27 protein-coding genes and 1 pseudogene are annotated in these 25426 nt (G+C 66.8%); 3 read left to right on the forward strand and 25 right to left on the reverse strand.

The window, feature by feature from the left end:
- Positions 1–273 (forward strand): annotated as a pseudogene (locus tag U9977_RS05315) (transposase); the annotation flags it as partial.
- Positions 274–333: 60 nt separating this feature from the next.
- On the opposite strand, the gene U9977_RS05320 reads toward U9977_RS05315, so the two are convergent.
- From U9977_RS05320 to U9977_RS05350, 7 genes are all read right to left on the reverse strand, one after another.
- Positions 334–831 (reverse strand): hypothetical protein, encoded by a 498-nt coding sequence (locus U9977_RS05320; RefSeq protein WP_322748039.1) that lies wholly within the window; start codon positions 829–831, stop codon positions 334–336.
- A gap of 532 nt (positions 832–1363) precedes the next feature.
- Positions 1364–2026, reverse strand: coding sequence for an endonuclease NucS (gene nucS / locus U9977_RS05325; RefSeq protein WP_322748040.1), 663 nt, complete (start codon positions 2024–2026; stop codon positions 1364–1366).
- Between the two features lie 33 nt (positions 2027–2059).
- The gene (locus U9977_RS05330; RefSeq protein ID WP_322748041.1) at positions 2060–2626 is read right to left on the reverse strand and encodes a DUF6328 family protein; all 567 of its coding nucleotides are present in this window, start codon (positions 2624–2626) and stop codon (positions 2060–2062) included.
- Positions 2627–2640: 14 nt separating this feature from the next.
- Positions 2641–3246 (reverse strand): HD domain-containing protein, encoded by a 606-nt coding sequence (locus U9977_RS05335; protein WP_322748042.1) that lies wholly within the window; start codon positions 3244–3246, stop codon positions 2641–2643.
- Between the two features lie 128 nt (positions 3247–3374).
- Positions 3375–5390: a protein meaA gene (locus U9977_RS05340; protein WP_322748043.1), complete on the reverse strand. Its 2016-nt coding sequence runs from the start codon at positions 5388–5390 to the stop codon at positions 3375–3377.
- Between the two features lie 55 nt (positions 5391–5445).
- Positions 5446–6069, reverse strand: a complete 624-nt coding sequence (locus tag U9977_RS05345; protein ID WP_322748044.1) for a hypothetical protein — start codon at positions 6067–6069, stop codon at positions 5446–5448.
- 170 nt (positions 6070–6239) lie between these two features.
- Positions 6240–6584 carry an STAS domain-containing protein gene (locus U9977_RS05350; protein WP_322748045.1) on the reverse strand — a complete coding sequence of 115 codons (345 nt, stop codon included), beginning with the start codon at positions 6582–6584 and terminating at the stop codon, positions 6240–6242.
- Between the two features lie 476 nt (positions 6585–7060).
- Between U9977_RS05350 and U9977_RS05355 the strand changes: the two genes are divergently transcribed.
- Entirely contained in the window at positions 7061–7444 is a 384-nt protein-coding gene (locus U9977_RS05355) for a hypothetical protein (RefSeq protein WP_322748046.1), read from the forward strand.
- 80 nt (positions 7445–7524) lie between these two features.
- Here the strand turns inward: U9977_RS05355 and murA are convergent, their stop codons facing one another.
- Positions 7525–8811, reverse strand: a complete 1287-nt coding sequence (gene murA, locus U9977_RS05360) for a UDP-N-acetylglucosamine 1-carboxyvinyltransferase (RefSeq protein ID WP_322748047.1) — start codon at positions 8809–8811, stop codon at positions 7525–7527.
- A gap of 136 nt (positions 8812–8947) precedes the next feature.
- On the opposite strand from murA, the gene U9977_RS05365 reads away from it, so the two are divergent.
- Positions 8948–9520 carry a cob(I)yrinic acid a,c-diamide adenosyltransferase gene (locus U9977_RS05365; protein ID WP_322748048.1) on the forward strand — a complete coding sequence of 191 codons (573 nt, stop codon included), beginning with the start codon at positions 8948–8950 and terminating at the stop codon, positions 9518–9520.
- A 62-nt stretch (positions 9521–9582) separates the two neighbouring features.
- Here the strand turns inward: U9977_RS05365 and U9977_RS05370 are convergent, their stop codons facing one another.
- From U9977_RS05370 to rho, 17 genes are all read right to left on the reverse strand, one after another.
- A complete protein-coding gene (locus U9977_RS05370; protein ID WP_322748049.1) occupies positions 9583–9849 on the reverse strand; it encodes a F0F1 ATP synthase subunit epsilon in 267 nt (88 codons plus the stop codon).
- 83 nt (positions 9850–9932) lie between these two features.
- On the reverse strand, positions 9933–11372 hold the full coding sequence (atpD, locus tag U9977_RS05375; RefSeq protein ID WP_322748050.1) for a F0F1 ATP synthase subunit beta: 1440 nt from the start codon (positions 11370–11372) through the stop codon (positions 9933–9935).
- A 165-nt stretch (positions 11373–11537) separates the two neighbouring features.
- Positions 11538–12434: a F0F1 ATP synthase subunit gamma gene (locus tag U9977_RS05380; protein WP_322748051.1), complete on the reverse strand. Its 897-nt coding sequence runs from the start codon at positions 12432–12434 to the stop codon at positions 11538–11540.
- 4 nt (positions 12435–12438) lie between these two features.
- A complete protein-coding gene (gene atpA, locus U9977_RS05385) occupies positions 12439–14091 on the reverse strand; it encodes a F0F1 ATP synthase subunit alpha (RefSeq protein ID WP_322748052.1) in 1653 nt (550 codons plus the stop codon).
- A gap of 74 nt (positions 14092–14165) precedes the next feature.
- Positions 14166–15011 (reverse strand): F0F1 ATP synthase subunit delta, encoded by an 846-nt coding sequence (locus tag U9977_RS05390; RefSeq protein ID WP_322748053.1) that lies wholly within the window; start codon positions 15009–15011, stop codon positions 14166–14168.
- A 3-nt stretch (positions 15012–15014) separates the two neighbouring features.
- Positions 15015–15599, reverse strand: a complete 585-nt coding sequence (locus tag U9977_RS05395) for a F0F1 ATP synthase subunit B (protein ID WP_322748054.1) — start codon at positions 15597–15599, stop codon at positions 15015–15017.
- A gap of 14 nt (positions 15600–15613) precedes the next feature.
- Complete coding sequence (locus U9977_RS05400; protein WP_322748055.1) at positions 15614–15859, reverse strand: F0F1 ATP synthase subunit C; 246 nt, start codon at positions 15857–15859, stop codon at positions 15614–15616.
- A 78-nt stretch (positions 15860–15937) separates the two neighbouring features.
- On the reverse strand, positions 15938–16843 hold the full coding sequence (atpB, locus tag U9977_RS05405) for a F0F1 ATP synthase subunit A (RefSeq protein WP_322748056.1): 906 nt from the start codon (positions 16841–16843) through the stop codon (positions 15938–15940).
- A gap of 393 nt (positions 16844–17236) precedes the next feature.
- Positions 17237–17629 (reverse strand): AtpZ/AtpI family protein, encoded by a 393-nt coding sequence (locus tag U9977_RS05410; RefSeq protein WP_322748057.1) that lies wholly within the window; start codon positions 17627–17629, stop codon positions 17237–17239.
- Positions 17626–18066, reverse strand: a complete 441-nt coding sequence (locus tag U9977_RS05415; protein ID WP_322748058.1) for a hypothetical protein — start codon at positions 18064–18066, stop codon at positions 17626–17628. The genes U9977_RS05410 and U9977_RS05415 overlap by 4 nt, the downstream gene beginning before the upstream one ends.
- Positions 18063–19172 carry an MraY family glycosyltransferase gene (locus U9977_RS05420; protein WP_322748059.1) on the reverse strand — a complete coding sequence of 370 codons (1110 nt, stop codon included), beginning with the start codon at positions 19170–19172 and terminating at the stop codon, positions 18063–18065. The genes U9977_RS05415 and U9977_RS05420 overlap by 4 nt, the downstream gene beginning before the upstream one ends.
- A gap of 37 nt (positions 19173–19209) precedes the next feature.
- The gene (glyA, locus tag U9977_RS05425) at positions 19210–20466 is read right to left on the reverse strand and encodes a serine hydroxymethyltransferase (RefSeq protein WP_322748060.1); all 1257 of its coding nucleotides are present in this window, start codon (positions 20464–20466) and stop codon (positions 19210–19212) included.
- A 174-nt stretch (positions 20467–20640) separates the two neighbouring features.
- Positions 20641–21297, reverse strand: coding sequence for an L-threonylcarbamoyladenylate synthase (locus tag U9977_RS05430; protein ID WP_322748061.1), 657 nt, complete (start codon positions 21295–21297; stop codon positions 20641–20643).
- Positions 21298–21427: 130 nt separating this feature from the next.
- A complete protein-coding gene (gene prmC / locus U9977_RS05435) occupies positions 21428–22357 on the reverse strand; it encodes a peptide chain release factor N(5)-glutamine methyltransferase (protein ID WP_322748062.1) in 930 nt (309 codons plus the stop codon).
- A 62-nt stretch (positions 22358–22419) separates the two neighbouring features.
- Positions 22420–23490 (reverse strand): peptide chain release factor 1, encoded by a 1071-nt coding sequence (gene prfA, locus U9977_RS05440; protein WP_322748063.1) that lies wholly within the window; start codon positions 23488–23490, stop codon positions 22420–22422.
- A gap of 214 nt (positions 23491–23704) precedes the next feature.
- Positions 23705–23944, reverse strand: coding sequence for a 50S ribosomal protein L31 (rpmE, locus tag U9977_RS05445; RefSeq protein WP_322748064.1), 240 nt, complete (start codon positions 23942–23944; stop codon positions 23705–23707).
- Between the two features lie 128 nt (positions 23945–24072).
- Positions 24073–25426 (reverse strand): transcription termination factor Rho (gene rho, locus U9977_RS05450; RefSeq protein WP_322748065.1); only part of this gene is annotated, 1354 nt, incomplete at its 5' end.

Consider the following 25426-nt stretch of genomic DNA (forward strand, 5'->3'; position numbering starts at 1 on the left):
CACGCCGTCGAGCGCACCGTCCCGTTCGGCCTGACCTGCCAGACCCTCACCATGCTGTGGTACGCCACCGTCGGTCACACCCCCACCGACGTCGCCGATCACCGCGACCAGGCCCCCTGGTACACCACCAAGGCCAACCCCTCCACCGCCGACATGATCGACAAGCTGCGCCGGGTACTGATCGCCACCAAATATCAGGTCACACGCCCCGACCAGCCGACCCCCGAGGAAATCCACACCATCCGTCTGGCGTGGGAGCTCAACGCAGCGTAACAGCGAAAGTCGAGTTATTGGGCGCAATACGATTGCCAGCCGCGTTCACGATTACGCAAATTATTCCCAGTACTTGCCACCGAATGCTTGAATATATCTATTCAGAAAGTCAGCCATAGTAGACCCTACGGCATACCAATCAGGTCGATCGTCAAACGGAAGAGCAACAAGGATACGCTGTTCTCCGACCTTCGATGGCGCGAGAACCAAGATCTCCAAGTCGCCGAGGAATTCACCGATCACTATATCGCCTGCTCTATATGAATTCGGACGCCGCGCACGTTCCTCAGTCGTTCGTCGGGCACATGCAGAAGGAGACAACAAAACAAGCCCCCACTGACCGTAATCAATATCTTCGAATAGACGTGATTCCCGGCTAGTCGACCATAAGTTAATCATCTCGGCCGGAATATCAGCCGTCCAGGCCGAAGCGATCTCCTCTTCCGTCGCAGGCCGCTCAAACGAGCAACCTAGCTTGAATGGATTGTTGCCAATACCGTCCCTGGGTTCGAGGTAGGAACGGAAACGATCCAGCGCCTCTACGACTTCAACCGCCATAACTCATCCACCAAGAATTGAATTCTTGCTGATGTAGGACGTGGAGCACAGGAATCAGATTATTGAATTCATTCGTACCGCCATACCCGCGAGGAATGATCCTCTTTGTTGGGCCCCCACGGAACACGCTGGGAGGGTGGTACCTTCGGCAACCCGGAGGGAGGGGCCTCGATTGGTTCACCTGTGCGCGGATCAATAATTTTCGGGTATTCGTCACCTGCTGCATTTGCGGGCCAGCCATCGCCGTCCTCGTCGTCGGAGTTCAACAACACGAACAGAACACCGAAAAAAGATCACCGCGGGCACATCGAGGTACCCGCGGTGGAAATCAGAAGACGAACAGGCCGCTACCCGGGAAAAGGATCAGCGACCACTGTCCGGTACAGGTAAATTCACGTTGCGTGGCATTACACACGAACCGTCGCAGAGTCGAGCCATTCAGCATCTACCGCAACCATAGTTCGTCTGTTGTTACTGATGGGCATCGCAACCGGCATCGCAACCGGCGGCACAAGCCGACGAATCTGAACGGTCAGAACAGGGTCGGGATAGCGGGCGCCAGTCCGCGCAACGCGTCATAGTCGACGGTGACACAGCCCAGACCGCGGTCCGCGGCAAGCAGCCGCGCCTGCGGTGTGATCGACTGCGCGACCAGGATCCCGCGCACCGGATGCGGCAGGAACGGGTCCGCCTCCAACCGGGCGAGATAGCGGGTCAGCTGCTCGACGCCGTCGATCTCGCCCCTGCGCTTCACCTCGACGGCGACACTCCCACCGTCGGTGTCGCGACAGAGCAGATCGACCGGCCCGATGCCGGTCTCGTACTCCCGGCGGACGAGGGTGAGGCCGTCGCGGATGGCATCCGGGCGGTCGGCGAGCAGCACCTGCAGGTGCGCCTCCACGCCGTCCTTGCGCAAACCCGGGTCCACACCGAGATCGTGCGACGAGTCATGCATGATCTCTTCGAGGGTGATGACGAGCTGTTCGTCGGCTCGGTTGGTCACCCGCCAGACGCCGTCCGCCTCGGCGATCACGCACGGCGGGCTCATCCAGTTCAGCGGCTTGTAGGCCCGCCCGTCCGCATGAATGGACACCGACCCGTCGGCCTTCACCAGCAGCAGTCGGACCGCGCTCGGCAGATGAGCCGTCAGCCGACCCACGTAGTCGACGCTGCACCTGGCAATCACAAGACGCACAGCCCAGACGCTACCGTGCCGCGACTTCGCTACCTACACCCGCTTGCCGTCAGTCGATCCGGCGACCCCGCTCATCCCGTGGTCGGGATCCCGACCTGCCCCGCCGCCGTCGCGTCGATCCGGTCGGGTGAGCCAAGGCAGAACCCACCACAACACGATGAAGAACGCCACGCTCGCCGAGCTGATGAGTGCGGTCGCCAGCACCCCCATGACCACGTCGACGATGAGCAGGACGGCAGCGTTGATCCCCACTCCCAACATGATCAATCCAGCCAGCGCCATGGTGTTGGCAGCGGTGACCAGCTGGGCCCGTGCGCCCCGGCGGAACACCATCCGGTGGTAGGGCACCGGGCCGATCAGCAGCGCGGACGCGGCGGCGATCGTCAACAGCGTGATCAGGTAGAGCGCCCGCTGGAAGTCGGTCACCTGGGTCCAACGCTGGGTGAACGGGAGGGTGAGCAGAAAGGCGAAGAGGATCTGCACCCCGGCCTGCGCCACCCGGATCTCCTGGAGCAGTTCGTTCCAGTTTCGGTTGAGGCGCTCGGCAGGCACATCCACGGAAGGGCCGCGCAGAGTGTCGCGGTGACTGCCCGTCTCCACGTGCTGCCGCGTCCCTATACCGTCCGCATCCGGTCCACCGTGCGGATGGCGGCTCCATGTTGGGCGACAAGGTCGTCGAGCAGCCGGATACGACTGGAATAGCGCCGTGCGTAACGGTCCGCCTGATCCCGCGGCAGCCTGGCCAGCCGTGCCGGGTTGCTGTTGTCGGCCATGTCCGCCCGTTTCACCACAACCGACAGGGGGTTGTCGGCTACCCGGGCGAGGTAGCGCTCCACCGATTCTCCATCACGGTGACTCAGTGCGTCGACCGCCGCGACGACATCGGACGGATAACCGAGGGAGGTCAGCGTCGCCAGGGTGACATCGGTGTCCTCGACGACGTCGTGCAGCACCGCGACCATCCGGGCCTGGTCAGGGTCGACCCCGGCCCGCCGCGCGGCGTCACCGACCGCTTCCATCACCCGGAGCGGATGGCCGATGTAGTCGTCGCCGACCTTGTCGAGCTGGCCGGCATGCGCGCGGGTGGCCAGTGCGACAGCATCCCGAAGCGAGACGGGACGCTCGGCCGGACCGGTGTCGTTCTGCGACCCGGTGTCATGTCGGGCCCGCCCGGTGCCGGGTGCCGCCGAGCCTCCCCGACGGGTGCTCGTGTCAGCCATCACCCTCCGGACGCTACGCGGCCCCCGGCCACCCCGCACCACCACGCTCGCGCTCCCAGGCAATCAGCTCGGGCGATCAACTCAGGCAATCAACTCGAGCGATCAACTCAGGCGATCAACTCGAGCGATCAACTCAGGCCGTTCGCGGCCCGCACGACCGCCACAATCCCGCCCATGATCTCCGTGAGACCGTAGTCCTTCGGTGTGTAGACCGCCGCCACCCCCAGCGCCTTGAGCCGCTCGGCATCCACCGCCGGGATGATGCCGCCGACGATGACAGGCACGTCACCGACACCGGCCGCCCGCATCCCGTCGAGGACCTGCGGCACCAGCTCCATGTGCGAGCCCGAGAGCACCGACAGCCCCACGACGTGCACGTCCTCCTCCACCGCGGCTGCGACGATCTGCGCCGGGGTCAGCCGGATGCCCTGGTACACGACCTCGAACCCGGCGTCGCGGGCGCGTACGGCGATCTGTTCGGCGCCGTTGGAATGCCCGTCCAGGCCGGGCTTACCGACGAGGAACTTCAACCGACGCCCCAGCTCCCGCCCGGTTTGCGCGACCCTGTCCCGGACGCCGGCGAGCTCAGCGCCACCAGCATGCACCGAAGCGCCGGACACCCCGGTCGGCGCCCGGTACTCACCGAAGGTATCCCGCAGGACCCCGGCCCACTCCCCTGTGGTCACCCCGACCCGGGCGCAGGCCACCGTCGCGGCCATCAGGTTCGTATCGGTCTTAGCCGCGTCCCGCAGGCCCCGCAGCGCCTCGTCCACGGCGCGCGCGTCGCGCCCGGCCCGCCAGGCGGCGAGATCGACACAGACGGCGGCCTCCACCGCCGGGTCGACGGTCTGGATCGCCGCGCTCAGGTCGGCGAGCAGCGGGTTCGGCTCGGTGGCGGTGAAGGTGTTCACGCCGACCACCACGTCCTGGCCGGACTCGATGCGCATCCGACGGTTCGCCTGCGAGCCGACGAGCTGGGACTTCATGTAGCCGCTTTCGACCGCGGCCACCGCACCGCCCATCGCCTGCACCCGGTCGATCTCGCCCTGGGCCGCTTCGACCAGTTCGGCCACCCGCCGTTCGACGACGACCGAGCCTTCGAAGATGTCGGGGTATTCCAGCAGGTCGGTCTCGTAGGCGAGAATCTGCTGGATGCGCAGGGACCACTGCTGGTCCCACGGTCTGGGCAGGCCGAGGGCCTCGTTCCACGCCGGCAGCTGCAGAGCCCGGCAGCGGGCATCCTTCGACAGCGTCACCCCGAGGGCTTCCAGCACGATCCGGATGACGTTGTTCTCCGGCTGCGCCTCGGTCAGGCCGAGCGAGTTGACCTGGACGCCGTAGCGGAACCGCCGGTGCCGGGGATCGGTGACCCCGTACCGGGTCCGCAGCAGCGCGTCCCACAACGCCACGAACGCCCGCATCTTGCACATTTCCTCGACGAAGCGAACGCCCGCGTTGACGAAGAACGACATCCGCGCGCAGACCTCGCCGACGCGCTCGGCCGGCACCTGCCCCGAGGCGACCACCGCATCGAGCACGGCGATGGCCGTGCACATCGAGTAGGCGATCTCCTGGACGGGTGTGGCACCGGCCTCCTGCAGGTGGTAGCTGCAAATGTTGATCGGGTTCCACGTCGGGATCTCGGTCACGGTGTAGGCGACCACGTCCGTGATCAGCCGAAGCGAGGGCACCGGCGGGAACACGTACGTTCCGCGGGAGAGATACTCCTTGATGATGTCGTTCTGAGTCGTGCCGGCCAGGGTCGCCGCGTCCGCGCCCTGTTCCTCGGCGACAACCTGATACAGCGCGAGCAGCCACATGGCCGTCGCATTGATCGTCATCGACGTGTTCATCTGGCTCAGCGGAATGTCGTGGAACAGCGCGCGCATGTCGCCGATATGCGCGATCGGCACGCCTACCTTGCCGACCTCACCACGGGCGAGCTCATGGTCGGGGTCATAGCCGGTCTGGGTCGGCAGGTCGAACGCGACCGAGAGCCCGGTCTGCCCCTTGGCCAGATTCCGCCGGTACAGTGCATTGGTTTCCACCGGGTTGGAATGACCCGCATAGGTCCGGATGATCCACGGCCGGTCCCGCTGTGGACGAGCCTGCTCCGGCTGGTCCCGCCGCGCCGCGTCGGCCATCGCCACACCCTCCCGAGGGGTCGTCTGATGGCCAGGAGCCTACCGACAGGTAACGTCACGCGCTCGAGCAAAGACCCGGACGCCCCTGCCACACGGTGAACAGGACAGCCGGCAGCCTGTCGCAGGCACCCGGCCCCGACACGAGCTGCGTCCAGGGGCCGTTGGCGATCCGCTGCCACACGTGCGGGTTGGGCGGCGCCGGGGTCACGCCGGCCACCTGCGCCAGGCCGACGGCCCAGTACTCGTCCACAGTGCTGTCGCGACCTTCCACGGCACCGTAGAAAAGCTTTCCCGGTGGGATGACGACGTCCGCCGTGGTCATGGTGCCCGCGCCGTTTTCCCGCAGGGCGTACGCGAGGCTCGCGCTCAAGGCACGGCGGTCGGACTCCCGCACCCGCATCTGGTGCGCCGTCCCCGGATGGCGGTTGTTCTCCCAGGTGGGTGGGTCCAGCGCCGGTTGCAGCTCGGACGACGGTGGCGCGGCGGTCGTCGCCACTGCCGCCGGGGTGGTCCTGGCCTCGGGCGCGGTTACCAGACCGATGACCACACCCACCACAATCGCCAGCGCGAACGCGCCCACGATGAGCGCTGTCCGCCGCTGGTCACCGGACTGGTCACCACCTTGTCGGTAAGCCGGACCGTCCGTTGGACTCAACTGCTGCGCATCGACGTCGAGCATGTCCCTCCCCGGCCGGCACCATCATCCCACGACCGATCGCAACGTCATGGAGCCGGGGGACCACAAGCGACCGGCGGGCCGTCAGCGCACAGCGCGAGGCTGTGACCTGCCGGTTAGCCGCATCAGGGACCTGCAGGATAGCCGCATCAGGGACCTGCCGGATAGCCGCATCAGGCGTGACCGACGTGCAGCAGGTCCGCATCGTCGGACCGCAGGATACGCCCGAGGCGGTTGGCTGCCAGCAGCTTTCCCAGCGCAGCGGGAACGTCGACCAGGAGCATCGACCGTCCGGACCGCCGAGCCCGCCGAGCCCCACCGAGCAGGACACCGAGGCCCGCATGGTCGACCAGCTCCAGGCCGGACACGTTCACCCGTAGCTGCCCGGTGCCGCCGTCGATGGCGGTATGCAGCCGCATGCGCATATCACCGACAGTGCGCACATCGACCCGTCCGGTCAACCGTACCGTCTGGATCTCCATACGTCCGTCGTCAAGAAGCATTACGTTCTCACCCATCAGGCCTCCCGTCCCCCCTGATTCACGCCCTGACCGATCGGGTCTGCCCGGCGATCAGAGGTTGTCGGACACGGCCGGATCCCACTCCGGACGCAAGGTTTCCCTGGGGCCTCCCATTGCGCGAAGAAGACATGATCACGCAATCTCGGCCAGCTGGTTGTCCAGACCTCCGTTCCTACCGCTGCCGCATCGGGAACCACAGGTACAGCGGCTCACCCCCAGCGTCAGTGTCCATAGTCGCAGAGTGGCGACGCAGACGCGCCGGGCGCCGGGTCGGTCCGCCCAGGCAGGACGAACGGGCTGGACGCAGGGAAGGAAGCAATCTCGACCGCACAGCGATCCAGAACTGCGACGATCCAGGGCTGCGACGATCCAGAACTGCGACGCGAGCCACGCATGAACGCCTGCGCGGAACCGGCCGCGCTGAGACGATGTAGTCCGTCCGACCCGCCGGCTCGGACAGCAGGGAGGTGACGGTGCCACTGAACAGCCTGCACTACACGATCGGTCCGGCCATTGCCGTCGCCGCCACCGCCGTACTCGTGGCGGTGTGCCGGTGGGTGTTCGCGCCGAACCGGCCGCGCGGTAGCCATGCTACCGCCACCAGCCACGGCGATTTCGGAATGCTGGTGCCCGTGGCGACGCTCCGCACGTCCACCGAGGCCGCCCGGCTGCGCCAGCTTCTCGGTCAGCATGGGATACGGTCGACGTCAGGCGCGGCGCCACCTGGCCCGATTCAGGTGAACGCCGACGGGAACACCCGCCGCCACCACCTACCCGGCTGGCACGTCATGGTGTTCCCCGAGGACTCCATGCGGGCGCGTGCCGTTGTCGCGGGCACCGAGCGAGACTGGGCCTGACGCCGCCCCGGGATCGCCGTACTGAGAGCGCCAGGCAATAGGGCGTGGGCCCCCGCGGTCCATGGCGTCATGCTCACCGTTCAGCCTGTCCGCCGCGCCGTGGCCTCAGCAGGCTCCCGATGGATGTCCGCGCCCAGCGCCCGCAACTGCTCGACGAAGCCGCCGTAGCCGCGGTCGATGTGGTGGACCTCACTGACCGCTGTGATGCCGTCAGCCACCAGGCCAGCCAGCACCAGTCCGGCCCCGGCCCGGACGTCCGAGGCCACCACCTGGGTGCCGACCAGGCGGTCCGCACGGCGCACGATGACGTGATGGCCGTCGGTGCGTAGCTCCGCGCCGAGCTTCAGCAGCTCCCGACAGAACACGAAGCGGCTTTCGAAAACATTCTCGGTGATGAGGGAGACCCCTTCGCTGACCGCTTCCAGAGCGATCGTCTGCGGCAGGAGATCGGTCGGAAAACCCGGATACGGCAGGGTGACCACGTCGATCGACCGCGGCGGCCGGTCGGCGACGACGCGGAAGCCGTCGGGCCGGACGGCCACCACGGCACCGGCCGTGGTCAGCTTGTCGAGCACGATGTCGAGATGATCGGCACGCCCACCCCGGACCAGCACGTCCCCGCCGGTCATCAGCGCGCCGATGGCGAAGGTACCGGCCACAATCCGGTCCGCGACCGTGCAGTGCGTGGTCGGCCGCAATTCGTCGACGCCGTCGATCACCAACGTGGACGTGCCCGCACCGTCAAGCTCCGCACCCATCGCCGTCAGCATCGCGCAGAGATCTGCGATCTCAGGCTCGCGGGCGGCATTGTCGATCACGGTCGTGCCCTTGGCCAGCACACCAGCCATCATCAGGTTCTCAGTAGCGCCCACGCTCGGGAAGTCCAGCCAGATGGACGCTCCCTGCAGCCGGCCGGCCGACCGGGCCACGAGTGTGCCCGCCTCGACATCCACCATGGCTCCGAGCTTGGTCAGACCGCTGACGTGCATGTCCAGAGCGCGGGTGCCGATCGCGTCCCCGCCGGGCAGGGCCACCCTGGCTTCGCCGCAGCGGGCGACCAGCGGACCCAGCACGACGACGGACGCCCGGATCCGGCGGACCACATCGCTGTCGGCCGCCGCACCGGGCCGGGCCGGCACGTCGATCGACAGCGAGCCGCCCGCGAAATCCCGCTCGACGGTCGCCCCGAGCGCTCGCAGGATATCGGCCATGACCGCGACATCCAGAATGTCGGGCACGGCGCGAAGAGTCGTCCGACCATGGGCCAACAGGCTCGCGGCCATCAGCTTGAGCACGGAGTTCTTCGCCCCCGGGACATCGACCTCGCCGACAAGCCGAGACCCGCCCCTGACCACGAAGCGTTCCACGGGACTCGATGCTATGGCCTGGGCACCCGGCCGTCAGCGCGGGCCGGCCGGTGCGTCGAGTCGGGCCGCCCGCCATGGTGTGATCGCGCGACCGAACGAGCGCGCGACCGAACGAGCGCGGCATAGTGTGACCGCCATGGCCATCCACCTGACCCGGATCTACACCCGCACCGGGGACGACGGGACCACCGCGCTCGGCGACATGTCCCGGGTCCGCAAGACCGACCCGCGCCTCGCGGCCTACGCGGACGTGGACGAGGCCAACGCCGCCATCGGCGTGGCACTGGCCCTCGGCGGACTCGCCGAGGACATCCGGGCGTTGCTCGCCCGGGTGCAGAACGACCTGTTCGACGTCGGTGCGGATCTGTGCACGCCCGTCGTGGAAAAGCCGGGCTTCCCACCGCTGCGGGTCACCGGCGCATATGTAGAACGGCTTGAAGAGGCCTGCGACCGGTTCAACGAGAACCTCCCGAAGCTGGCCTCGTTCATCCTGCCCGGAGGTACCGCCGGTGCCGCGCTGCTACACGTTGCGCGGACGGTCACCCGCCGCGCGGAACGGTCCGTCTGGGCGCTGCGCGAAGCCGACCCGGACCGTACCGGCGCGCTTCCCGCCCGCTATCTCAACCGGCTCTCCGACCTGCTGTTCATCCTCTCCCGGGTCGCCAATCCCGGCGGGGACGTGCTGTGGGAGCCGGGCGCCAACAGCTGACGACGCTGCGGCCTGGTTGCGGCGCGAAGATGATTTTTCGCGCCGCTCACGCCATCAGGGGATTACTCGGTGCCGGCCAGGACCGCATGTTCAGCCAGGATGCTGACCCCCTGCCTGGTCACTGACAGGAATCCGCCGTCGACCTCGACAGTCAGCGTGCGCTCGCCTGTCGTGACCCGCACCTGACCGCCGGCGACAAGGACCCCGAGCAGCGGCACATGCCCGGTCAGCACACCGATCTCACCTTCCGTGGTCCGTGCGACGACCATGTCGGCATCCCCCGACCACACTTCCTTCTCCGGCGAGACGATCGCCACCTGCATCGGCATCGCGCTGCCGTCCTTCCCGCTGTCGTCGGCCCTGGACCGCACGGATCCCAAGGGCCCTGCAGTTGGTGAATCCGGCCGTTTGGCTAGAGTTCCTTCGCCTTCTTCTCCGCCTCCTCGATCCCACCGCACATGAAGAAAGCCTGTTCCGGGAGATGATCGTAGTCACCTTCGGTCAGCTTCTTGAAAGACTTGATCGTCTCTTCGAGCGGGACGAACTTACCGGGGATTCCGGTGAACTGCTCGGCGACGAAGAACGGCTGCGACAGGAATCGCTGGATGCGCCGTGCCCGGTTGACCAGAATCTTGTCCTCTTCGGACAACTCGTCGATACCGAGAATGGCGATGATGTCCTGAAGGTCCTTGTAACGCTGCAGGATGCGCTGCACCTCACGCGCCACATCGTAGTGATCCTGCCCCAGATAGCGGGCGTCGAGGATGCGCGACGTCGAGTCGAGCGGGTCGACCGCCGGGTAGATCCCCAGGTCGGAGATGGCCCGGGAGAGCACCGTGGTCGCGTCGAGATGGGTGAACGTGGTGTGCGGGGCCGGGTCGGTGATGTCGTCCGCGGGAACGTAGATTGCCTGGAGCGAAGTGATTGAATGACCGCGGGTGGATGTGATGCGCTCCTGGAGCACACCCATCTCGTCGGCCAGAGTCGGCTGATAACCCACCGCACTCGGCATACGTCCGAGCAGGGTCGAGACCTCCGCGCCGGCCTGGGTGAACCGGAAGATGTTGTCGATGAACAGCAGCACGTCCTGCTTCTGGACGTCCCGGAAATACTCCGCCATGGTCAGCGCGGCGAGAGCGATCCGCAGCCGGGTGCCCGGGGGCTCGTCCATCTGCCCGAAGACAAGCGCGGTGTCCTTGATCACACCGGCCTCGGTCATCTCCAGGAACAGGTCGTTTCCCTCCCGGGTGCGCTCGCCGACACCGGCGAACACCGATACACCTTCGAACTGCGTGGCGACCCGGTTGATCATTTCCTGGATGACGACGGTCTTGCCGACGCCGGCGCCACCGAACAGGCCGATTTTCCCACCGCGCACATAAGGCGCAAGCAGGTCGATGACCTTGATGCCGGTCGTGAACATCTCCGTCTTCGACTCAAGCTGGTCGAATGGCGGTGCTGTTGCATGGATGGACCTGCGTACGTCGGTGTCAATGCTTTCGACGTCGAGCGGATCGCCGAGCACGTTGAACAGGTGCCCCTTGGTGGCGTTGCCAACGGGAACCGTGATAGGTGAACCGGTATCCTGAACCGGCGCTCCACGCACCAGACCGTCGGTCTGTTGCATGGAGATCGCCCGGACTGTGTTGTCACCGATGTGCTGCGCGACCTCGAGCGTCAGCGTTGCGGTCTGCCCGTCGATGGTGCGATCGACGCGCAGCGCACGGTAGATCTCGGGGATCTCGTCGGGCGCGAACTCCACATCGACGACCGGGCCGATTACACGGGCGACCCGGCCGATCCCAGGGGCCTTGCCCTCCACCGCGGCGGGCGAGGTAGTGGTAACGGTCATGGCGTCCTCTGCTTCATCAAGGTGCCCTCCGCGGCTGAGGACTCCATCAGGAGACCAGCGGCTTCAAGCGGTTCATCTGCATGTCATACCCCGAAGTCGCCGGCGGCTCCTCCCGCAGCCGGCGCCCTCAGGGGTCCTTCGATATAACCGTCGTCGCTCTGCGGGCTACGAGGCCTGGGCGAGAGCGTTGGCCCCGCCCACGATTTCCGATATCTCCTGAGTGATCGCATCCTGGCGGGCGGCGTTCGCCCGACGGGTGTAGGTCTTGATCAGGTCACCGGCGTTGTCCGTCGCGGACTTCATCGCCCGCTGGCGGGCCGCCGACTCCGATGCCGCGGACTCCAGCAGCGCCGCGTACAGCCGACTCTCGACGTAACGAGGGAGCAGCGCGTCGAGGACTCCCTCGGCCGACGGTTCGAACTCGTACTGCGGGAGCGGGCCGCCGGGCGGAGGCTCGGCGGTCGTCTCCAGCGCAAGCGGAAGAATGCGATGCGCAACCGGTCGCTGGGTCAGAGTGTTGACGTACTCGGTGTAGACGGCGTGGATCTCGTCCACTCCGCCGGCCTCACCGGACGCCACGAACCGCGCGATCAGCGCATCGGCGACTTCCTTGGCGTTGTCGTAGCTCGGCTGTTCGGAGAACCCGGTGAACTCACCGGCCAGCTCCCGACCGCGGAAGCGGTAGTACGTGACGGCCTTGCGCCCGACCGCGTACAGGAACGGCTCCTTGCCCTCCGAGCGCAACAGCTCCAGCAGCTCGCCCGTCCGGCGCAGCACGTTGGCGTTGTAACCACCGGCAAGCCCACGGTCACTGGTGACCATCAGAACCGCCACCCGCCGCGGATCTGCATGCTCTGTCGTCAGTGGGTGACGAACGGTGGTCTGCGACGCCACCGCGGAGATCACTCGGGTGATCTCGTCCGCGTAGGGCCGGGAGGCGGCAACCCGCGCCTTGGCCTTCACGATCCTGGACGCGGCAATGAGTTCCATCGCCCGAGTGATCTTCTTGGTCGACTGGATCGAACGGATGCGGCGCCGGTACTCACGGAGCTGGCCGGCCATGTCCTCAGTCCTCGTCCTTCGGCTTCGGCTCGTGTATCTTGATCGCCTCGCGCTCCAGCTCCGACGGGTCCAGACTCTCCGGCAACGGTTCGTTGACCAGCGGCTGACCACCCGACAGCATGAACTCGGCCTTGAACTTCGCGATCAGCTGCTCCAGCGCGGTGACGGTGTCAGCATCCAGCTTGCCCGTCTCGCGGATCGTCTTGAAGACCCCCGGCTGGCTCCGCTCGACGAACTCGAGGAACTCACGCTCGAACCGGCGGATGTCCGCGACCGGCACATCGTCAAGCTGCCCGGACGTACCCGCCCAGATCGACACGACCTGCCGCTCCACCGGGAAGGGCTCGTACTGGGGCTGCTTGAGCAGTTCGACCATGCGTGCGCCCCGGTCGAGCTGGGCACGGGATGCCTTGTCGAGGTCCGAGCCGAACGCCGAGAACGCCTCCAGCTCGCGGTACTGCGCAAGGTCCAGACGCAGCCGCCCCGCGACCGCCTTCATCGCCTTGATCTGGGCGCTGCCACCCACCCGGGAGACCGAGGTACCGACGTTGATCGCCGGCCGGACGCCCTGGTTGAACAGGTCGGTCTCCAGGAAGATCTGTCCGTCGGTGATGGAGATGACGTTCGTCGGGATATAGGCGGAGATATCGTTACCCTTGGTCTCGATGATCGGCAGACCGGTCAGGGACCCGGCGCCGAGCTCGTCGGAGAGCTTCGCGCATCGCTCCAGGAGCCGGGAGTGCAAGTAGAAGACGTCACCGGGGTATGCCTCACGACCCGGCGGGCGGCGCAGCAACAGCGAGATCGCCCGGTATGCCTCGGCCTGCTTCGACAGGTCGTCAAAGACGATCAGTCCGTGCTGGCCGTTGTACATCCAGTGCTGGCCGATGGCCGAACCGGTGTAGGGCGCGAGGTACTTGAGGCCGGCCGGTTCGTCGGCGGGCGCCGCCACGATGGTGGTGTAAGCCAGCGCGCCGGTCTCCTCCAGGGTGTTGAGGACAGCCCGAATCGTCGACTTCTTCTGCCCGACCGCCACATACACGCACTTGACCTGGAGCTTCGGATCCCCCGTCGCCCAGTTCTCCCGCTGGTTGATGATCGCATCCAGCGCGACGGCGCTCTTGCCGGTCTGCCGGTCGCCGATGATCAGCTGACGCTGACCACGGCCGATGGCGGTCATCGCGTCCACCGCCTTGATACCGGTCTGGAGCGGCTCCTTGACCGGCTGGCGCTGGACGACCGTGGGCGCCTGCAGTTCCAGGGCACGGGTCTCGGTGGAGACGATCTCGCCGAGCCCGTCGATCGGGCGGCCCAGCGGATCGACCACCCGGCCGAGGAAGCCGTCGCCGACCGGGACCGAGAGAATCTGGCCGGTGCGGCGGACCTCCTGGCCTTCCTCGATGTGTTCGGACTCGCCGAGGATGACGCAGCCGATCTCGGCGATGTCAAGGTTCAACGCCAGGCCCAGCACGCCGCCATGGAACTCCAGCAGCTCATTGGTCATGACGTGCGGAAGGCCCTCGACCCGCGCGATGCCGTCGCCGGCGACGACGACCCGGCCGACCTCCTCCCGCTCCCCGACGGATGCCTGGTAGGAGTCGACGTAGTCCCGGAGGGCGGCGCGGATTTCCTCCGGTCGAATGGAGAGTTCAGTCATCGCTTCGGTCCTTCAATAAATGGTGAGGGCACGTCCCGCAGGTCATGCGAGGTCTGGGTGTCCACAAGAACGCTCTATCGGTGCAGCCGCCGGCGCGCGTCGGTGAGGCGGCGGATGACGCTGCCGTCGACCACCTCGTCACCGATCCGCACGACAACGCCGCCCAGAACGGAAGGGTCGACGTCCATCTGGAGCTGGACATCACGTCCAAAATACCGGCTGATCGCTGTCCGCAACCGAAAAATCTGGTCCCCCGCGAGAGGTACAGCCGTGCGCACTACCGCGACGAGCCGGTTTCGGCGTGCCGCCGCGATCACGGTCAGCTGCTCAAGACGGCGTTCGAGATCACCGTGGTAACGCTCGGCGACAGCACGCTGAACGAGACGTATGGTCACGGCGTTGGCCTTGCCGTCCAGAAGCCTGGCCAGGAGTTCCTGCTTCGCAGGCCACGGGGCCGCCGGGTCGCTGAGGGCCAACGACAGTTCAGGTGTCCGGTTGAGGATGCGACCGAACCGGAACAGTTCGTCCTCCACGTCGTCGAGGGCGCCCTCCCGCTGCGCCTGGGCAAGCCGGACCTCGACCCCGAGCTCGGACAACGCGTGCTGGAGGTCGAGCGGCCGAGCCCAGCGACCGGTAGCCGCGACCGCCACGATGTCGAGCGCTTCCGCGGAGATCTTGCCGCCGAACAAACGGGCGGCAAGATCGGAACGAGCCGATCCGGGCACTCCCGGATCGGCCAGCGCCCGGCGGATCGCCGGCTCCCGGCTGAGAAGGTCCACGACCGCTTCAAGATCGTCCGCGAGACGACCGAGGTCGACCGGATGGCGGGACCGCGTCCCGACACCGGGCGGCCCGGTCGCCGTCAGCTCATCCAGGCGAGCTCGCGCCGAGGCCAGGGACTGTCGGCTGGATCCCTCCATGCCTCAGCCCCCCGGACCGGCCGGAACCGGAATCGCCGACTCGTCCGGATGCTCCAGGCCCGTGATGAAGTCGTCGACCAGCTGGCGCTGGCGGTCGTCGCGCTCCAGCTCGTGACCGACAATCTTCGTCGCGAGCTCGAGGGCGATGTCACCGACCTCGCGCCGGAGTTGAGCGACGATCTGCGCCCGCTCCGCGGCGAGTTGTGCCTCGCCCCGCGCTTTGATCTCGGCGACCTCGGTATCCGCCTGCGCACGCAGTTCCGTCAGGATCTGAATTCCCTGCTCACGGGCGTCCTCACGGATGCGGGCAGCCTCGGTCTGCGCGTCGGCGAGCTGCGCGCGGTAGGAGGTGAGAAGCTCCTGAGCCTCCTGCTGAGCGTGCGCGGCACGGGCGAGACTGCCCTCGATTCCCTCGGTCCGCTCGGCGTACGTCCGCTTGATCTGCGGGTAGATCTTCCAGAAGAAGAAGGCCACCAGCAGGCCGAACGACAGGGCGCCGATCAGCAGTTCACCGAGCGGTGGGACAAGGACGTTCTCATCCGACTTTGCGCTGTCCCCGGCGGCCAGCAACAGTGTTGCGGTAACCACGGTGTCCCCCCGGCTTAGGGGAAGACGAACGGGACGACGAAGCCGATCAGAGCCAGTGCTTCCGCCAGGGCGAAGCCGATAATCATGTACCGGAAGGCGACCTGCTCCGCTTCGGGCTGGCGGGCGATGGCCTGCACACCGAGGCCGAAGATAAGGCCGATTCCGATACCCGGCCCGATGGCCGCCAAGCCGTAGGCCACCGCGCCGAGGGAGCCGCTCACCTGATTGGCAGCAGCAAGCACCATGGAGGTGTCTGCCATGTCATATTCCTTTTCCAGTCGGGCACCGGGACCTGCCACGGTGCTGATCGAAGTGCTGATCGGGGTGTCCGAACCTTTTTATGCGTGCGCCCCGGCGGGCGCGCCGCTCATCGCGGGCGCCCCGCTCACGGCAGGAGCATGGTCAGTCGCTGGAGAACTTTCATGGCCACCGCCGGATTCGATCGCGCCGGAGATGAAGGCGGCCGTGAGGATCGTGATGATGTATGCCTGCAAGCCGTCGATGACAAGTTCGAAGCCGGTCAGCACGATCGTCATGAGCAGCGAGGCAAATCCGAAGACAAAAGGCGGCTTGGGCAGCAGGTACTCCGCGCCGAGCGAGAAGACCAGGAGCAGGATGTGGCCGGCGAACATGTTCGCGAACAACCGGACCGCGAGCGTGAACGGCCGCACGAGCATGGTCGACATGACCTCGATCGGCCCAAGCAGAACCTTGACGAAGACAGGCGCGGTCGGCGCTGGGTTTATCATATGCCCGAAATACGCCCGTGCGCCATTGGCCTGAATGCCGGCGTAGTTGAACAGCACATAGGTCACAGCGGAGAGAACAATCGGAATGGCTATTCGCGACGTCGGCGGGAACTGGGCGCCGGGAACAATCGCAAGCACATTACAGATGAACACGAAGCTGAAGAGCACGACCAGGTACGGGGTGTACTTCCGCCCCTTCTCCCCGATGACGTCCCGGGCGATCGACATGTCGATGAAGTCGTAGACCGACTCACAGACGTTCTGCAATCCGCGGGGCACGACCGTGGCCCGCCGGAAGCCGAGCCAGAAGACCACACCGACGAAGAGCGCGGCGAAGATCCCCAGCCCCGTCGCCTTGTTCAAGTAGAAATGAACCGGTCCGAGATCGACGTCGAACCAGTGCGGCGGCTGGAAGACCTCCTTGGTCGGGCCCTTGAAGCCCTCATCAGCGAGGACCAGGGGTCCCGCGGGGACCGGCACGACGGACACCTCCATGATCGAAATACACTCTCACCAGCTAAGGAAGAGACGCAGCCGTACCGGCGGCGGTGTGGACTCACCCTATCTGGTTCAGGCGGGACAGCCCCGCCAGGCGCGGGCCGGCTCCCTCTCGGGTACGGTGCCGCACCACGCATGACCATCCATCGACACGGCATGATCATGAGCCCGGCAGGACCGACGGGAGACACGACTCACACCGGATGTCCGCGAGTGGACACCCAGCACTGGCGATACTATCCACACCCCGTGGCGATCGGCATCAACTCCAGGCCGGCCAGAGCTGGTTCACTCCCTTGTTCACCTGAAAGTAGCCGGCTGGTTCATTTTTACGACGCTCTTCTCACGCTGAGAATCCAAGACGAGACCATAGGCAACTGGTGAGCTCGATCAGAAACGCTGCGTAGCCCTGCTGATCACAAGATAGAGCGACGCTGCCATGCCGACGATGACGCCGACCGGCAGGAACACCGTGCCGAGTCCGGTGAGGCGGTCAATCCCGTAGCCGACCAGCCCCCAGAACCCGGTTCCGGCCAGCAGGGTGCCGACTGCCGTCCAGGCTTCATCGGAGACCAGGCCGGGCCGGTACGGGGGACGCGGCGGTCCGTCGGCGGTCGGCTCCCCAAGGCCTCCGGCCGCGCGCGAAGAACCATCCTCGCGCGGCCTTTGGCCGGTCGGCTCCCCAAGGCCTCCGGCCGCGCGCGAAGAACCATCCTCGCGCGGCCTTTGGCCGGTCGGCTCCGCAGGGCCGCCGGCTGGCGGCGTCGGTTCGGCTTCGCTCACCCGTTCAGGGTGTCACGCCGGGAGTCTTCCCGCGCCTGGAAGACCGTGGGGTCGTAGAACGGGACCCGGGTATGGGTGGCAACCCACAGCTCGGCACCGAGCCATCCGAAGACCCCCACGAAGACGGCCCAAGCGAAAGCCGCAAGATCGATGCTGGTCGACCCTTCGAGGTGCACGAGAAGAGTCCCAAGAATTATGATCTTCACCAGGTAGGTGCCGAGCGCAGCTGGCAGCACCAACGCTCGTGCGCGCTGGGCGACAACGCTCACAGCCACTTTGCTGGCCGCGAAGAAAAACCCGACCAGGCACAGCCCGAGTACGACGGCGACAACTCCGGCCGCGCCCCGGATGAAACCTGCAACCACAAGGCTGGGAACAGCGAGGGTGGCGAGCACGCCCAGACCAAGTCTGATCGTCCGTCCGGTAGCAACGATCATGCGCGCCGCACCGACCGTTGACCGACCAGCAACAGGACCAGGAGCCCGATCAGGCCGAGGCCGACCACGGCGGCGAGAATAGGCAACGGTTGTCGCGAGAAAGATGCGGCCACCCCGCCGAAACCGAGCAGGGCCGCCCAGAAGTACATGATGAGAACCGCGCGGACATGGGATTTTCCGATCTCCAGCATCCGGTGGTGCAGATGCATCTTGTCCGCGGCGAAGGGCGACCGGCCGGCGCGGGTCCGGCGGATCACGGCTAGTCCGAGGTCGATGAACGGCACCGCCAGCACAGCCAGCGGAATGGCCAACGGAATCAGCGACGGCAGGGATCGGGACGGCCCGGCGTATCCGCCATAGGCGACCTGTCCGGTCACCGAGATCATGGATGCCGCCGACAGCAGGCCGACCAGCATCGAACCGGAGTCCCCCATGAACAGACTGGCCGGGTTGAAGTTGTGCGGCAGGAAGCCGAGGCAGACCCCGGCGGTGACCGCGGCCAGCAAGGCTCCCGGCGCCGCCCGGGAAAAGTGGTTGATCACAGCGACCTCGTAGGCGAAGTAGAACGTGGCCCCAGCGGCAATCGCCGCAACGCCAGCGGCAAGGCCATCCAGCCCGTCGATGAAGTTCATGGCGTTGACAAGAACGACCGTGGCGAAGATCGAAAGCGGCACGGCTGTCTCAGGTCCGAGACTGAAGGTGGTGTCACTGTCCGGGTTGACGGCGAACGACCACTGGACTCCCAGCAGGACCATCACACCGGCGGCGGCGACCTGACCCGCGAGCTTCGTGACCGCGTCCAGTGGCCACCGATCGTCCACCACCCCGAGCAGGCAGATCACTACGCTCGCGACACCCACCGCATGCGGCTCCGCCCAGTCCCGCGAGACCGAGGACAGGAACGGCAGCTCGTCGGCAACCTCCAGACCGGCTGCGACTCCGGCGAGCATGGCCAGTCCGCCGAGCCGTGGAGTCGGCACGGCGTGCACATCACGATCACGGACAGTGGCGACGGCGCCGATCCAGATGGCAAAACCCCGCGCGACCGGCGTGCACAGGAAGGTGACCGCCGCCGACACCGCGAATACGAGTAGATACTCCCGCAATAGCCTGACGCCTTCGCTGACCTACCGCACCACCGCGCTAGCGCCGGTAGGCCGGATGCCGGCCGACCAGGACGGAAACGGCTCTGGCGACATCAGTGCCCGCCGACGGGTCACGGACCGCCCGAGCGATCAGCGCCGCGATCTCCTTCATCTCGCCTTCCCGCATGCCCTGAGTGGTCACCGCCGGGGTACCGACGCGGATACCGGAGGAGACCGCAGGCGGTTGCGGGTCGTACGGGATGGCGTTCTTGTTCAGCGTGATCCGCGCCGCGTCACACCGGGCTTCGGCATCCTTACCGGTTACGCCGAGATCGCGCAGGTCGAGCAGGGTGAGGTGGGTGTCGGTGCCGCCGGCGACCGGCCGCACGCCTTCGGCCGCGAGCCCGTCCGCGAGGGCCTGGGCGTTGACGATGACCTGACGGGCGTACTCGGCGTAAGCCGGGGTCGCGGCCTCCCGCAACGCCACCGCTTTGGCGGCGACCGCGTGCATGAGCGGGCCGCCCTGGCTGAACGGGAACACCGCCTTGTCGATCCGCTGGGCAAGTTCTTCCCGGCAGAGGATCATCCCACCTCGGGGCCCACGCAGGACCTTGTGGGTGGTGAAACTGACCACGTCGGCGTACGGCACCGGGCTGGGGATGGCTCCGCCCGCGACCAAGCCGATGAAGTGCGCGGCATCGACCATCAGCCACGCTCCGACCTCGTCCGCGATCGAGCGGAAGGCCGCAAAGTCGATCAATCTGGGATACGCGGTGGCGCCACAGATCATCATTTTGGGCCGATGCTGCCGCGCGAGGTCCCGAACCTCATCGTAGTCGATCAATTCGGTGTCCTCGCGCACTCCGTAGGCGACGACATCGAACCACTTCCCGCTGAAGTTCACTCGGCTACCATGAGTGAGATGACCGCCATGCGGTAGTGACATCGCCAACACGGTGTCGCCAGGGGCGAGCAGCGCCGCGTACACCGCGAAGTTGGCCTGAGCCCCGGAATGCGGCTGCAGGTTCGCGTGGTCGGCACCGAACAGCGCCTTCGCCCGGGCGATGCCGATCTCCTCCGCACGATCGACAACCTGGCACCCGCCGTAGTAGCGACGGCCCGGATAGCCCTCGGCGTACTTGTTCGACAACGTCGACCCGAGGGCCGCCAGCACCGCAGGCGAGGTGAAGTTCTCACTCGCGATGAGCTGGAGACCCCCACGGAGTCGGTCCAGTTCGTCCAGGACGACATCCGCGATCTCTTCGTCCTCGGCACGGAGCTGATCGAAGTCCGGGCCCCAGAACGGGGTGCTCATAAGCTGCCTCTCCTCCTGCGTGACTGGCCCGTGGCTGCGCGGCCGACCCATGCCGCATGCAGGCAGCCGGGCCAGGAGCGACCTGGCATGGGTTTGTCCCGATCGCGACGCCCCACCTTCGGCTGCTCCAACTCCCGACAGCTTACGGCGCAGAGCCGGAGCGGGCCGCAAGCGTCATGCGGTGACCGCGGGTTCCTGGACTGACGGCAGAACCTCACGCAACGCCGTCATCGTGACCGCACCCGCCCGCAGCACCCGGGGGACCTCACCGGTGCAGTCGACGATCGTCGACGCGATGCCGGCCGAGCACGGCCCGCCGTCGAGGTACACCTCGGCTGAGTCACGGAGCTGCGCCATGGCGTCCTCCACCGTGGTCGCAGGTGCCTGACCGCTGATGTTCGCGCTGGACACGGCCATCGGCCCGGTACGGCCGAGCAGTTCGATGGCGACCGGATGCAGTGGCATCCGCACCGCGACAGTGCCCCGGGCATCCCCGAGATCCCAGCTCAACGACGGCGCATATGGCACGACCAGCGTCAGCCCACCCGGCCAGAATGCCCGGATCAGGTCCTGCATCGGCTCGGTGACCTGCTCGACGAGCCCGTCGAGGGTGCGCCACGCACCAACCAGTACAGGGACGGGCATGTCCGGTCCGCGGCCTTTGGCGGCCAGCAGCGCGCGCACGGCGACCTGGTCAAACGCGTCCGCGCCAATGCCGTACAGCGTGTCGGTGGGCAACACGACGAGCCTGCCATGGCGCACCGCGCGCGTCGCCGCCTCAAGACCGGCCGTACGCCGTTCGGAGTCCGCGCAGTCGTACCGTTCGCTCACTGACTCTCGTGGCCTCACTGGCTCCCCCATTACGTCCGTGGTGCTGCGTCACTTCGGCAGTACGTCACTTCAGGAGTATGTCGTGACAGCGGCGGCGCCTCGGGGCCCCGCCCCGCTCCCTGCCAGGTCCCTACCGACCGGTCTCGCGGCCGGTGCGAGGCCGGCGCGAGGCTGAGACGAACCGGGCTCGCCCCGCCAGGTCGGGATGGTCCCGAACATCGTCCCAGCAGTCGAGTGCATGCAGCAGCGCAGGGGCCGCCAAGCCGTGTCGGTCGGAGTGTTCGATCACCAACTGCCCACCGTCGCGCAACAGGCCGCCCGCCACCTGCGCGACGGCTCGAACCCCCGCCAGACCATCTGGTCCGGCCCACAGCGCGGCAGGAGGATCATGCTTACCGACTTCGGGTTCGACCAGGTCCCGTTCGTCATCCCACAGGTAGGGCGGGTTACTCACCACCAGATCGACCCGGCCGAACAGACCCGCAAGCTCTCGGGCAACCGTGGCAACCGGCTCGCGACCGTCGCTGAGGCCGCATCCGGCCGGCTCGATCCCGACGTCGGCGTGATGCAGGATCAGCCGGCCGTCGGCGTCGGTGAAGCCCTGGGCCGCGATGTTGCGGGCCGCCCAGACCAGCGCGCCCGGATCACGTTCGACAGCGTGTACGCGCGCGCCGGGTAGTTCCTGCGCGAGGGCGAGAGCGATCGCGCCGGAACCGGTGCAGAGATCCACACAGATCGGCCGTGTCCACCCGGCCATCCGAACCGCGTCGAGTGCCCAGCCGACCACGGTTTCGGTCTCCGGCCGAGGTATGAACACGCCCGGGCCCACGGCAAGAGTGAGATAACGGAAACCGACGGTACCCACCAGGTGCTGGAGGGGCACCCGCGCGACCCGCCGCGCCACGAGCTCGGCAAACCGCTCCAGGTCCGCCGGGGTCATGGTGGCCGTCGGCGCCAAGCGCCGGCGGGGCTCACCGGTCACGTATGCCGCGAGCTCTTCGGCGTCCGACCGGGGACTGGCTACTCCGGCCACGGCAAGAGCGGCAACCGCTGCACGCATGGACGAAACCAGCGGGCTCATCGGAACGGGCGTTGCCGGCTCACGGTGGGGCCCGACGGAGGTCATGACGGCGATCCGGCCGAGAGCCTCGCCTCCAGGTCCGCCGCAACCAGTGCGTCCAGTACCTCGTCGAGTTCACCGTCGAGTACCTGATCGAGGTTGTGCGCTTTGAATCCGACCCGGTGATCGCTGATCCGGTTTTCCGCGAAATTGTAGGTACGGATCCGCTCGGACCGGTCCACTGTACGAACCTGACTGGCCCGTGCCGCCGATGCCTCTGCCTGCGCCCGCTCGCGGGCGGCGACCAGCAGTCGGGCACGCAGAATGCGCAGGGCCGACTCCTTGTTCTGCAGCTGACTTTTCTCATTCTGGCAGGAGACCACCAGGCCGCTGGGAAGATGGGTGATACGCACCGCCGAGTCCGTCGTGTTGACGCTCTGCCCACCGGGGCCCGAGGAGCGGTACACATCGATGCGCAGCTCATTGGGGTCGATCTCGACTTCGACCGCCTCGGCTTCGGGCAGCACCAGGACCCCGGCCGCCGAGGTGTGGATACGACCTGCCGACTCGGTGACCGGAACCCGCTGCACCCGGTGGACACCACCCTCGAACCGCAGCCGCCCGAACACGCCACCGGTGCTCGTCCGGCCGGCCTTCACCGCCACGCTCACGTCCCGATACCCGCCGAGATCGCTGGGATTCGCGTCCAGGATCTCGGCCCGCCAGCCGCGCCGCTCGGCGTAGCGCAGGTACATCCGCAGCAGGTCGCCTGCGAACAGCGCAGACTCCTCACCGCCGGCGCCCGCCTTGATCTCAAGGATCGCGTCCCGGGCGTCGTCAGGGTCGGTGGGCACCAGATGGGTGTGCAGGCGGTCCCGCAACACCGCGTGCGCGGCCTCAAGCTCCGCGACCTCGGCGCGAAACGAGACATCCTCGGCGGCGAACTCCCGGGCGGTCGCAAGGTCCGCATCGACCCGGTCCAGCTCGCGCGCGGTCTCCACGACCGGGATCAGTTCCGCGTACCTACGACCGAGACTGCGTGCCAGCGCCGGATCGGCATGCACGGACGGATCGGCGAGACGGCCCTCCAGCTCGGCGTGCTCGGCAAGCAGACCGTCGAGTGGAGTGGTCATTTCGGGAATCTCCTGGTCTAGTGGCCAAAGGCGACGCGACGATGGTCTTCCGCGTCGCCGGCGGCCTACGGGACATCAACAGCCAAAGGCGACGCGACGATGGTCTTCCGCGTCGCCGGCGGCCTACGGGACATCAACAGCCAAAGGCGACGCGACACGGACGCCAAACAGCGCCCGCGCCGCTGTCGGACAGGGCACGGGCGCTGTAAACGTGCTATTTCGTCCCCGGCCCGGCCTTGTCGCCGGGACTACGGCGACCGAAGCGCCGCTCGAACTTCTCGACCCGACCGCCGACATCCAGAATCTTCTGCTTGCCGGTGTAGAAGGGGTGGCACTGTGAGCACACCTCAGCATTGATCACGCCGTCCGACTTGGTGCTACGGGTCGTGAACGTGGAGCCGCAGGTGCAGACGACCGCAGTCTCACGGTACGTCGGATGAATGTCAGCCTTCATGATCCTTCTTCCCGAAGTGGCCGCCGGGTCGCCCTGCCATGACGGCGAGGGCGTGAACCGGTGCCGGGTCTCAACGTTCCAGTCTGCCAGAAGCTTCCGGTCGTCCAGGGACAGCACCGCGGACGCTCTTAGTCCTGCCCTGGAGTCGTCTTCGCGATCTGCATCAGGAACTCGTAGTTCGTCCGCGTCTGCTTCAATCTCTCCAGAAGAAGATCGAGTGCCTGCTGGGACTCAAGGGTATGCAGAACCCGACGCAGCTTATGCATGATCACAAGCTCGTCCGGCGCAAGTAGGATGTCCTCCTTGCGGGTTCCGGACGGGTCGACGTCAATCGCCGGGAAGATCCGCTTGTCGGCGATCTTCCGATCAAGCTTGAGCTCGGCGTTGCCCGTTCCCTTGAACTCCTCGAAGATCACAGTGTCCATCGTGGAGCCCGTCTCCACCAGCGCCGTGGCGATGATCGTCAACGACCCGCCGTTCTCGATGTTCCTGGCAGCACCGAGGAACCGCTTCGGCGGGTAGAGCGCGGTCGAGTCCACACCACCGGACAGGATCCGGCCGGATGCGGGAGCAGCCAGGTTGTAGGCCCGCCCGAGCCGGGTGATCGAGTCAAGCAGCACGACGACGTCCTCGCCCAGTTCCACCAACCGCTTGGCCCGCTCGATGGAGAGCTCGGCGACGCTGGTGTGGTCGGACGGGGGCCGGTCGAAGGTTGACGCGATGACCTCGCCCTTGACCGACCGCTGCATGTCGGTCACCTCTTCCGGGCGTTCGTCGACAAGAACGACCATGAGGTGACATTCCGGGTTGTTTGTCGTGATCGCGTTCGCGATGGCCTGCAGCACCATCGTCTTTCCCGCCTTCGGTGGGCTGACGATCAACGCCCGCTGGCCCTTTCCGAGCGGCATCACCAGGTCGATCACCCGGGTTGTCAGCAACTGCGGCTCGGTCTCCAAGCGCAGCCGCTCCTGCGGGTAGAGCGGGGTGAGCTTGGTGAACTCGGGTCGGTTGCGCGCCTCATCCGGGTCCAAGCCGTTGACCGTGTCGAGCCGGACCAACGCGTTGTACTTGTCCCGCCGCTGCTCGCCCTCCTGCGGCGCCCGAACGACTCCGGTGATCGCGTCACCGCGGCGCAGACCATGGCGACGGACCTGAGCCAGGCTGACGTAGACGTCGGTCGGGCCGGTCAGGTAACCGCTGGTTCGCACAAAGGCGTAGTTGTCGAGAACGTCAAGGATGCCCGCGACCGGAACCAGTACGTCGTCCTCGCGGACCACCGGCTCCGACTCGCTGAAACCGCCAGTCTGGCGGCCGCGGTTGCGGCCACGCTCACGGAACCTGCCGCGGTTGCGCCGGTTCCCGCCGGCGAAGTCGTCGTCGCGCTCAGCCGAACCCCGCTCGACCTGACCCCGGTCACTCTGACCCCGCTCGACCTGACCCCGGTCACTCTGACCCCGCTCAGCCGAACCCCGCTCAGCCTGG

The organism is Protofrankia sp. Cas8, assembly GCF_963555845.1.
Taxonomy (GTDB): Bacteria; Actinomycetota; Actinomycetes; order Frankiales; family Frankiaceae; genus Protofrankia.